The following is a 10,103-nucleotide window of genomic DNA, read 5'->3' on the forward strand; positions in this document are numbered from 1 at the left end:
CTCGAATCAACTGGAGTGCTCGTGAATCCGACTGAAACAGAAGAACCGCGCGGCGCGATCGAGCTGTCCGTGCGCCGCACGCGCGGCGGCGCCGTCGAAACCGCGCACGACTACGTCGGCCAGGAATGGCCGGTCGCGCTGGTCTTCAACGGCATCTCGCACGCGGTGATGATGTGCACGCCGCGCGACCTCGAGGCGTTCGCGGTCGGCTTCGCGATCTCGGAAGGGATCGTCGAACGCGGCAGCGACATCAAGGACATCGAGGTGATCCTCCACGCCGACGCGTCGCTGCCGCACGCGGAAGTGCATCTGGAGGTCGTCCAGCAGGCGTTCGCCGCGCTGAAGGACCGCCGCCGCGCGCTCGCGGGGCGCACCGGCTGCGGCGTGTGCGGGATCGAGAGCATCGACCTGCTCGATCTCGCGCCCGAACGGGTGCCCGATACCGGCTTCCTCGCGCGCCTCGCGCCCGACGCGCTCGCGCGCGCAGCCCACGCGCTGCCGGCGCACCAGGCGCTCACGAGACTCACCGGCGGCCTGCACGCGGCCGCGTGGTGCGACGCAACAGGCGCGATCCGGATGGCGTTCGAGGATGTCGGACGCCACAACGCGCTCGACAAGCTGATCGGCTCGCTCGTGCTGTCGCGAGCCGACGCGACCGACGGCTTCGTGTTCCTGTCGAGCCGCGCGAGCTACGAGCTCGTGCGCAAGTCGGCGCGGGTCGGCATCCCGATGGTCGCGACGATCTCCGCGCCGTCGTCGCTCGCGATCGAGATCGCGAAGGCGGCCGGCCTCCGGCTGCTCTGCTTCTGCCGCGAAACCGGCCACGTCGATTACGGCACGGCCTGATGCCGTCAGGCCGCGCCGTCAGTCGAACTGACGGAAATCCGGCTTGCGCTTCTCGAAGAACGCCGTCATCGCCTCGCGTGCTTCCGGCGCGCGCAGCATCGCGGAGAAGTGGCCGGCTTCCTCACTCATCCGCGCGGCAACGGCCACGCCTCCCGTCTCCTTCAACAGCGCCTTCGTCACGCGCAGCGACGACGCCGGCAGCGCCGCGAGTTTCGCGGCCTGCTTCGCCGCGAAGGCGTCGAGCTCGGCGGCCGGCAGCACGCGATTGACGATGCCGATGCGGTGCGCTTCCAGCGCGTCGAACGCTTCGCCGAGCAGCAGCTTTTCAGCGGCGACCTGATGGCCGGCCAGACGCGGCAGCAGCACGCTCGATGCGGCTTCCGGGCACAACCCGAGCTGCGCGAACGGCAGCGAGAACGCCGCGGTGTCGGCCGCGTAGACGAGATCGCAGTGCAGCAGCATCGTCACGCCGACGCCAACGGCGATGCCCGGCACCGCCGCGACGATCGGCTTGGTCGCACTGCTGATCCGCGCGAGAAACTGGAATACCGACGCGTTTTCGTCCTTCGGCGGCGCCTTCAGGAAATCCTCGAGATCGTTCCCCGAGCTGAAGTTGCCGTCGCTGCCGCGCAGCAAGATCACGCGGACTGCCTTGTCCTCCTGCGCGTCGGCGAGCGCATCGGCCATCGTCTGGTACATCGCCGCCGTCAGCGCGTTCTTTTTCGCCGGGCGCGCGATCGTGATCGTCATCACGCCATCGGCGCGTTCCACTTGAATTTCGGCCACAACCGTCTCCTTTGACTTTCCTCTATCGGAATGAAAAAACGGTGCGCGAGCTCGTGGCCCGCGCACCGTCGTCGCTTTTCGTCGCGTCCCGCTTACAGGCGTTCGATGATGCCCGCCGCACCCATGCCGGTGCCGACGCACATCGTGACCATCCCGTACTTCAGGTTGCGGCGGCGCAGGCCGTGCACGACGGTCGCCGCGCGGATCGCGCCGGTCGCGCCGAGCGGGTGGCCGAGTGCGATCGCACCGCCCATCGGGTTGACCTTCGACGGGTCGAGGCCGAGATCGCGCATCACCGCCAGCGATTGTGCGGCGAACGCTTCGTTCAGCTCGATCCAGTCGAGATCGTCCTGCTTCAGGCCTGCGGCCTTCAGCGCGGCCGGAATCGCTTCCTTCGGACCGATGCCCATGATTTCCGGCGGCACGCCACGCACCGCGAAGCTCACGAAGCGCGCGAGCGGCGTCAGGTTGAATTCCTTGAGCACCTTCTCCGACACGACGAGCAGCGCGCCCGCGCCGTCCGACGTCTGCGAGCTGTTGCCGGCCGTGACCGAGCCCTTGTTCGCGAACACCGTGCGCAGCTTCGCGAGGCCTTCGAGCGACGTATCCGCGCGCGGGCCTTCGTCCAGCGCGATCTCGCGCGTCTTCACGTCGACTTCACCCGTCGCGAGGTTCGGGAAACGCTCGGTGATCGTGTATGCGGCGATTTCGTCGCCGAACTCGCCCGCCTGCTGCGCGGCGAGCGCCTTGCGGTGCGATTCGACCGAGAACGCGTCCTGGTCTTCGCGGCTCACCTTCCACTGCTCGGCGACGCGCTCGGCGGTCAGGCCCATCCCGTATGCAATGCCGAAATCCTCGCTGCGATCGAAGATGTGCGGCGACATCGACGGCTTGTTGCCCATCATCGGCACCATGCTCATCGATTCGCAGCCGCCCGCGAGCAGCGCGTCCGATTCGCCGACGCGGATGCGGTCCGCCGCCATCGCCAGCGCCGTGATGCCCGACGCGCAGAAGCGGTTGACCGTCACGCCGCCGACCGTCTGCGGCAGCCCCGCGAGCAGCGCGCCCATGCGGGCGACGTTCAGGCCCTGCTCGGCTTCCGGAATCGCGCAGCCGATGATCGCGTCCTCGATCACCTTCGTGTCGAGGCCGGGCACCTGGGCGACCGCCGACTTGATCGCGTGAACCAGCAGCTCGTCGGGTCGCGTGTTCTTGAAAACACCACGCGGAGCCTTGCCGATCGGGGTGCGGCTGGCGGCGACGATGTATGCGTCTTGCAGTTGTTTGCTCATTTCAGACTCCTTGCCTTGTCGCTCGCTCAGTTACGCACCGGCTTGCCGGTCTGCAACATGCCCATGATCCGTTCCTGCGTCTTCTGCGTGCCGAGCAGTTCGACGAACGCGCGGCGCTCGAGTGCGAGCAGCCACTGCTCGTCGACGAGGCTGCCGGCTTCGACGTCGCCGCCACACACGGCTTCGGCGATACGGCTCGCGATCAGGTAGTCGTGGTCGCTGATGAAGCGGCCGTCACGCATGTTGACGAGCGATGCCTTGATCGTCGCGATCGCCGAGCGGCCTGCGACCGGCACGTCCTTCGCGCGCAGCGGCGCACGGTAGCCGACGGCCGCCAGCGCGCGTGCTTCCTTCTTCGCGGTGTCGAGCAGCTCGAACACGTTGAAGATGATCGTGTCGGACGGCTTCAGGTAGCCCATCGCACGTGCATCGTGCGCCGACGACGAAACCTTGGCCATCGCCGCGTTCTCGAACGACTTCGTGACGAACTTCAGGATGTCGGTGGTCGCGTTCGCGGCCGTTGCCGCTTCCGCCGCGCGCAGCGCCGCTTCCTTCAGGCCGCCGCCCGCCGGCACGAGGCCGACGCCCACTTCGACGAGACCGATGTAGCTTTCGACGTGCACGACGCGCTTCGCGCTGTGCAGCATCAGTTCGCACCCGCCGCCGAGCGCGATGCCCGACACGGCCGCAACGACCGGCACGTTCGCGTACTTCACGCGCAGCATGCCTTCCTGGAACTTCTTCACGAACGGCTCGATGCCCTTCGCGCCGCCCATCATGAACGCGGGCATCGCCTCTTCGAGGTTCGCACCGGCCGAGAACGGGCCACCCGGCGTGCCGAGCTTCAGCGACGTCGGCTGCCAGATCACCACGCCCTTGTAGTCCTTCTCCGCGAGTTCGATCGCCTGCACGAGGCCGTCGATCACGCTCGGCCCGATCGTGTTCATCTTCGACTTGAACGACACGATCACGACGTCGTCCTCGCCTGCACGATCGTCGACCCATGCACGCACCGCGTCGGTTTCGAACAGCGTCTTGCCGTACGTCTTCGGATCGGCGCCGGCTTCGCCGACGAGCGGCGCGCGGAACACCTGCTTGCCGTAGACGGCGAGGTCGGAACGCGGCACGAAGCGCTTCGAAGCAGGCGCCCACGAGCCTTCGGCCGTGTGCACGCCGCCCTTCTCGGCAACCGCGCCTTCGAGCACCCATGACGGCAGCGGCACGTTCGCGAGCGCCTTGCCGGCCGCGAGGTCTTCCTGCACCCACTCGGCAACCTGCTTCCAGCCAGCGGCCTGCCAGCCTTCGAACGGGCCTTCGTTCCAGCCGAAGCCCCAGCGGATCGCGAGGTCGACGTCGCGCGCGTTGTCGGCGATCGACTCGAGATGCACGCCGATGTAGTGGAACACGTCGCGGAAGATCGACCACAGGAACTGCGCGTGCGGATGGTCCGTCTCGCGCAGCAGCTTCAGGCGTTCCGCCGGCGGGCGCTTCAGGATGCGGCCGACGGTTTCGTCCGCCTTCGCACCCGAATCGACGTAAGTGCCCGTCTTCGCGTCGAGCACCTTGATCGCCTTGCCTTCCTTCTTGTAGAAGCCGCCGCCCGTCTTCTGGCCGAGCGCGCCCTGCTTCACCAGTTCGGCGAGCACGGCAGGCGTCTGGTAGACCGGGAAGAACGGATCGTCGGCGAGGTTGTCCTGCATCGTCTTGATCACGTGCGCCATCGTGTCGAGGCCGACCACGTCCGCCGTGCGGAACGTCGCCGACTTCGCGCGGCCGAGGCGGCTGCCCGTCAGGTCGTCGACTTCATCGAAGCGCAGGCCGAACTTCGCGGCCTCGGTAATCACCGCGAGGATCGAGAAGATGCCGACGCGGTTCGCGATGAAGTTCGGCGTGTCCTTCGCGCGCACGACGCCCTTGCCGACGATGCTCGTCAGGAAGGTTTCGAGCTGGTCGAGGATCTCCGGGCGCGTATGCGCGGTCGGGATCAGCTCGACGAGGTGCATGTAGCGCGGCGGGTTGAAGAAGTGCACGCCGCAAAAGCGCGACTTGAGCTCGTCCGAGAAACCTTCGGACAGCTTCGTGATCGACAGGCCCGACGTGTTGGTCGCGAAGATCGCATTCGGTGCGATGTGCGGCGCGACCTTCTTGTACAGGTCGTGCTTCCAGTCCATCCGCTCGGCGATCGCCTCGATCACGACGTCGCATTCGGCGAGCTTCGCGATGTCGTCTTCGTAGTTCGCGGCTTCGAGGTATTTCGCATCGTCCTTCACGCCGAACGGCGCGGGCGACAGCTTCTTCAGGTTCTCGATCGCCTTCAGCGCGATCGCGTTTTTCGGGCCTTCCTTGGCCGGCAGGTCGAACAGCAGCACCGGCACGCGCGCGTTGACGAGATGCGCGGCGATCTGCGCGCCCATCACGCCGGCGCCCAGCACGGCGACCTTGCGAATCAGGAAATTGCTCACGGGATGTCTCCGGATAGTGTCGTGCAGCGCGGGATGTGAGGGCTGCACGGCGAAGTGAGTACCAGGAACCGTTGCGTTCGGGCGGCGCGCGGCGCGCACCGCCCGGACTCGCGTCAGAACAGCGATTCGTCGACTTCCATCAGCGTCTTCGAACCGGCGCGCGCGGCGCGGATCGTCGCCGCCGTTTCGGGCAGCAGGCGCGCGAAGTAGAAGCGTGCGGTCGCGAGCTTCGACTTGTAGAACGGGTCGCCCGACGCTTCCTTGTCGAGTGCGAGGCGTGCCATGCGCGCCCAGAAGTACGAGAACACCAGGTGGCCGACGGTGCGCAGGTACGGCACGGCGGCAGCGCCGACTTCGTCCGGGTTCTGCATCGCCTTCATGCCGATTTCCATCGTCAGCTTCTGCACCTTGTCGCCGATGTCGGCGAGCGGGTTGATGAACTCGGCCATTTCCGGCTTCACGCCTTCGGCTTCCGCGAATTCCGTGACGAGCTTGCCGAACTTCTTCAACTTCGCGCCCATGTCGCCGAGCACCTTGCGGCCCAGCAGGTCGAGCGACTGGATCGAGTTCGTGCCTTCGTAGATCATGTTGATCCGCGCGTCGCGCACGTACTGCTCCATGCCCCACTCGGAGATGAAGCCGTGGCCGCCATAGATCTGCATCGCGTGGTTGGTCGACTCGAACGCGTTGTCGGTCAGGAACGCCTTGATGATCGGCGTGAGCAGCGCGACGAGATCGGCCGCTTCCTTGCGCACCGCTTCGTCGGCGTGCGACAGCTCCTTGTCGATCTGCAGCGCGGACCAGTACGTGAACGCGCGCGCGCCTTCGGCGTAGGCCTTCTGCGTGAGCAGCATGCGGCGCACGTCCGGGTGCACGATGATCGGGTCGGCCGGCTTGTCCGGTGCCTTCGGGCCCGTCAGCGAGCGCATCTGCAGGCGTTCCTTCGCGTACGTCAGCGAGTTCTGGTACGCGACTTCCGTGAGACCCAGGCCCTGCATGCCGACGCCCAGACGCGCGGCGTTCATCATCACGAACATCGCGTTGAGGCCTTTGTTCGGCTCGCCGACCATCCAGCCCTTCGCGTTGTCGAGGTTCATCACGCACGTCGAGTTGCCGTGAATACCCATCTTGTGTTCGATCGAGCCGCACTTGATGCCGTTGCGCTCGCCCGGCTCGCCCGCGGCGTCCGGAATGAACTTCGGCACGATGAACAGCGAGATCCCCTTGGTGCCCTGCGGCGCGTCCGGCAGGCGTGCGAGCACGAGGTGGACGATGTTCTTCGACATGTCGTGCTCGCCGCTCGAGATGAAGATCTTCGTGCCGCTGATCGAGTACGAGCCGTCGCCGTTCGGTTCGGCCTTGGTGCGCAGGATGCCGAGGTCGGTGCCGCAGTGCGGCTCGGTCAGGCACATCGTGCCCGTCCATTCGCCCGACACGAGCTTCGGCAGATACTGCTTCTGGAGTTCCGGCGCGCCGTGCGCGTGCAGGCATTCGTAGGCGCCGTGCGACAGGCCCGGATACATCGTCCACGCCTGGTTCGCCGAGTTCAGCATTTCGTAGAGCGCGTTGTTCACGAACGCGGGCAGGCCCTGGCCGCCGTAGTCCGGATCGCAGCCGAGCGCCGGCCAGCCGGCCTCGACGTACTGCTGATACGCTTCCTTGAAGCCGGTCGGGGTCTTCACGACGCCGTCGCCTTCATACGTGCAGCCTTCACGGTCGCCGACCTGGTTCAGCGGGAACAGCACCTCGGAGCAGAACTTGCCCGCCTCCTCGAGGACCTGGTTGATCGTGTCGGCGTCGAGGTCCGCATGCCGCGGCATTTGCTTGACCTCGGCTTCGACGTTCAGAAGCTCGTGCAACACGAATTGCATGTCGCGCAGCGGCGCGGCGTACTGTCCCATGACTCTCTCCAAAGGTGGGCAAAACGGCTCGAGCTCCTGGCGGGCGGATCACGCGCCGCTAACGGCTCTCGCTCTGATACGAAACGATCGTTTTTTCCAGCGCGGCCCACGTGAGGCGCACGGCATCCGGCGAATGCAGGAATCGTGCGTCGTGATGCAGGCCGAGCGTGAAGCTGTACAACTCGAAGAGCATCAGGTCCGGATCCGTATCCGCACGCAGATGGCCTTCTTCCTTCGCCTGCGAAATGGCACGCAGCATCGCGGCACGCCAGGCCGTCACGCTCGCGATCAACTGCTCGCGCACGGGGCTGTCGGGCCGGTCGTCGTACTCGACGGCGCCGCTGATGTAGATGCATCCGGTCGTCACTTCCTGGATGCGCTTCTCCGTCCAGCGGGCCAGCATCGCCCGAAGGCGCGGCAACCCTCGCGGCTCGCGCAGGCTCGGAAAGAACACCTCGTTTTCGAAACGATGGTGATACTCGCGGACGACCTCGACTTGCAGGTCCTCGCGCGATCCGAAGTGCGCGAACACACCGCTCTTGCTCATCTGCATGCGCTCGGCCAGCAGGCCGATCGTCAGCCCCTCCAGCCCGTCACGGCTGGCGAGGTCCAAAGCAGCTTCGAGTATCGCGGCACGCGTCTGTTCGCCTTTTCGCATAGCTATTTCTGTAACCGTTCGGGGGTTCGAATAAAATCGAACGGCCGTACTATTATTGAGTGCAGCCGCTCGCGAAACAAGGAAATTATTAGAAACCGGTGTCTAACCGAGCCGCTATTTTGCGCGATTCCGGCGGGACCGGAGCGGCTTTTCCGCACGAACGTGCGGACAGATTTTTGAAGCGAACGCTTAGTCTTCGTCAGTCGTAACCACCGACCGTCAGCGCCTTCATCACGATGCGGTACGTGTTGTACGCGAGCCAGTTCAGCATACGCTCGATGCGCGGCCGCGCGGCATACCTAGCCGCATCGATTTCACGGCCTTCGGTAAAGGCGGCCGCGATTGCGTCGCGCAGTTCGTTGGTGATCTCATCGTAGCGCACCAGCACGACGTTCGCCTCATTGTTCAGCATCAGGCTCAGCGCGTCGAGGTTCGACGAGCCGACGGTCGCCCAATTGTCGTCGATCACCGCCACTTTGCCGTGCAGGATCGTCTTGTCGTATTCCGCCACGCGCACGCCCGCGCGCAGCAGCGCGTGATACAGGAACGGCACGGCCGTATCGAGCGCCGTGAACTCGTTACGGCCGATCAGGATCCGCACGTCGACGCCGCGGCGTGCGGCGCCCGTTAGCGCGCGGCGCAGCTTGCGGCCCGGCATGAAATACGGATTCGCGAGCAGGATCCGCTGGCGCGCCTGGCCGATCGCGGCGAGATACGCCTTCTCGATCGCGCGGCGGTTCACGACGTTGTCGCGCGCGACGAACGCGACGCTCGGCTCCGTCACGACCCGCAGCGCACCGGCCTTGATCCACCGGTGGCTGCGCATCCAGCGCCGGAACATGTCCGGGAACGCCTCGCCGCCGTGCAGCCCGGCCGCGTACTGCGCATAAGGCTTGTGGCCGAACTGGATGCGGTGCCACTGCAGCTCGAACGCGGCGCGCACGTCCGACACCACCGGCCCGGCCATCTCGACCGCGAAATCCCAGCGCGGGAACGGCAGCGTCGCGCTGCCCTGCGTGTAGTCGTCGACGATGTTGATGCCGCCGCAGAACGCGACCGCATGATCGATCACCGCGAGCTTGCGGTGCGTGCGCGAGAAGCCGAAGCGGCCGAACAGGAAGCGGTTGTAGATGCAGTGCTCGACACCGGCCTCGGCCCACGTATCGAACAGCGGCAGGCGCGCGGTGCCGACGCCGTCGGTGATCACGCGCACGCGCACGCCGCGCTGCGCCGCGCGCATCAACGCATCCGACACCGGGCGGCCGGCCGCGTCGTCGCAGAAGATGTAGGTTTCGAGCATCACCTGCTCGCGCGCCGCATCGATCCGTTCGATCAGCGCGTGGAAGAATTCATTGCCGGTCTCGCAAAGGCGCACCGTGTTACCGGCCGTGAACGCGAGCCGCGACGCGGAGCCGCGCTCCTGCAGGAACATCTGCCGCAATTGCGCGAAGCGCTTGCGGGTTTCCGCATTCATGCGGACGAGCCGTGCGGTGATCGTGCGAGCGACACGCGCACGGGCAGTTGCAGGATCGCTTCGGCATTCGACGGAGAAAAGCAACGCGCGGCCGCTTCGCGGAACGGCAGCCACGCGTAGTCGACATGCTCGCGCGGCGACAGCGTCACGTCCACGCGGCGCGGCACGCACAGGCCGAACCAGTGCTCGATATTGCGCGTGACGCCCGGCGCATAGCGATGCAGGTATTGCGGATAGATGTTGTATTCGATCCGGTGGTGCCAGTCGATCAGCGCGGTGGCCGGCACGTCGGGCGACCCGACCGCGATGCCGGTTTCCTCGGCGACTTCGCGCGCGGCCGTGAGCGCGAGCGGCTCGTCGAGCGCGTCCTTCGATCCGGTCACCGATTGCCAGAAATCGGGCTGGTCGGCACGCTTGATCACCAGTACGTCGAGTTCGGGCGTGTAGATCACGACGAGAACGGATTCGGGGATTTTCGGCGGCTTCGTCATCTTTGTTTCATGCGGCACAGGGCCGTGCGCCGGGCCTGGACCCGAACGTGCGGCAAGTGCTGCGACTGTACCGCAAAAAGCGAAAAAGGCGCACAACGGCGCCTTTTTTGTTGGGCGTGACCCGTCCTGAAATAGGTTGACACTTTTTCGCCGAAACGAAGAGGTGCCAAATGGAGCAAGGGATCAAGCGGAC

At 66.0% G+C, this 10,103-nt stretch carries 8 protein-coding genes; 1 reads left to right on the plus strand and 7 read right to left on the minus strand.

The genetic code is table 11. The features are described 5' to 3' along the window. Window positions 1-15: 15 nt before the first annotated feature. Entirely contained in the window at window positions 16-846 is an 831-nt protein-coding gene (fdhD, locus tag WS75_RS25175) for a formate dehydrogenase accessory sulfurtransferase FdhD (RefSeq protein ID WP_108064683.1), read from the plus strand. Window positions 847-864: 18 nt separating this feature from the next. On the opposite strand, the gene WS75_RS25180 is transcribed toward fdhD, so the two are convergent. From WS75_RS25180 to nudB, 7 genes are all read right to left on the minus strand, one after another. After that, window positions 865-1,632: an enoyl-CoA hydratase gene (locus tag WS75_RS25180; RefSeq protein WP_059684354.1), complete on the minus strand. Its 768-nt coding sequence runs from the start codon at window positions 1,630-1,632 to the stop codon at window positions 865-867. A gap of 92 nt (window positions 1,633-1,724) precedes the next feature. Next, window positions 1,725-2,924 (minus strand): acetyl-CoA C-acyltransferase, encoded by a 1,200-nt coding sequence (locus WS75_RS25185; protein ID WP_059684357.1) that lies wholly within the window; start codon window positions 2,922-2,924, stop codon window positions 1,725-1,727. A gap of 26 nt (window positions 2,925-2,950) precedes the next feature. Then, on the minus strand, window positions 2,951-5,386 hold the full coding sequence (locus tag WS75_RS25190) for a 3-hydroxyacyl-CoA dehydrogenase/enoyl-CoA hydratase family protein (RefSeq protein ID WP_059684360.1): 2,436 nt from the start codon (window positions 5,384-5,386) through the stop codon (window positions 2,951-2,953). A gap of 113 nt (window positions 5,387-5,499) precedes the next feature. Next, window positions 5,500-7,287: an acyl-CoA dehydrogenase C-terminal domain-containing protein gene (locus WS75_RS25195; protein ID WP_059607654.1), complete on the minus strand. Its 1,788-nt coding sequence runs from the start codon at window positions 7,285-7,287 to the stop codon at window positions 5,500-5,502. 58 nt (window positions 7,288-7,345) lie between these two features. Then, window positions 7,346-7,945: a TetR/AcrR family transcriptional regulator gene (locus WS75_RS25200; protein ID WP_006751498.1), complete on the minus strand. Its 600-nt coding sequence runs from the start codon at window positions 7,943-7,945 to the stop codon at window positions 7,346-7,348. A gap of 199 nt (window positions 7,946-8,144) precedes the next feature. Further along, a complete protein-coding gene (gene clsB / locus WS75_RS25205; RefSeq protein ID WP_059684363.1) occupies window positions 8,145-9,419 on the minus strand; it encodes a cardiolipin synthase ClsB in 1,275 nt (424 codons plus the stop codon). Next, a complete protein-coding gene (gene nudB / locus WS75_RS25210; RefSeq protein ID WP_059684387.1) occupies window positions 9,416-9,910 on the minus strand; it encodes a dihydroneopterin triphosphate diphosphatase in 495 nt (164 codons plus the stop codon). The genes clsB and nudB overlap by 4 nt, the downstream gene beginning before the upstream one ends. Window positions 9,911-10,103 lie beyond the last annotated feature (193 nt).

Origin of the sequence: Burkholderia sp. FL-7-2-10-S1-D7 (assembly GCF_001524185.1) — a bacterium.
Taxonomy (GTDB): domain Bacteria; phylum Pseudomonadota; class Gammaproteobacteria; order Burkholderiales; family Burkholderiaceae; genus Burkholderia; species Burkholderia diffusa.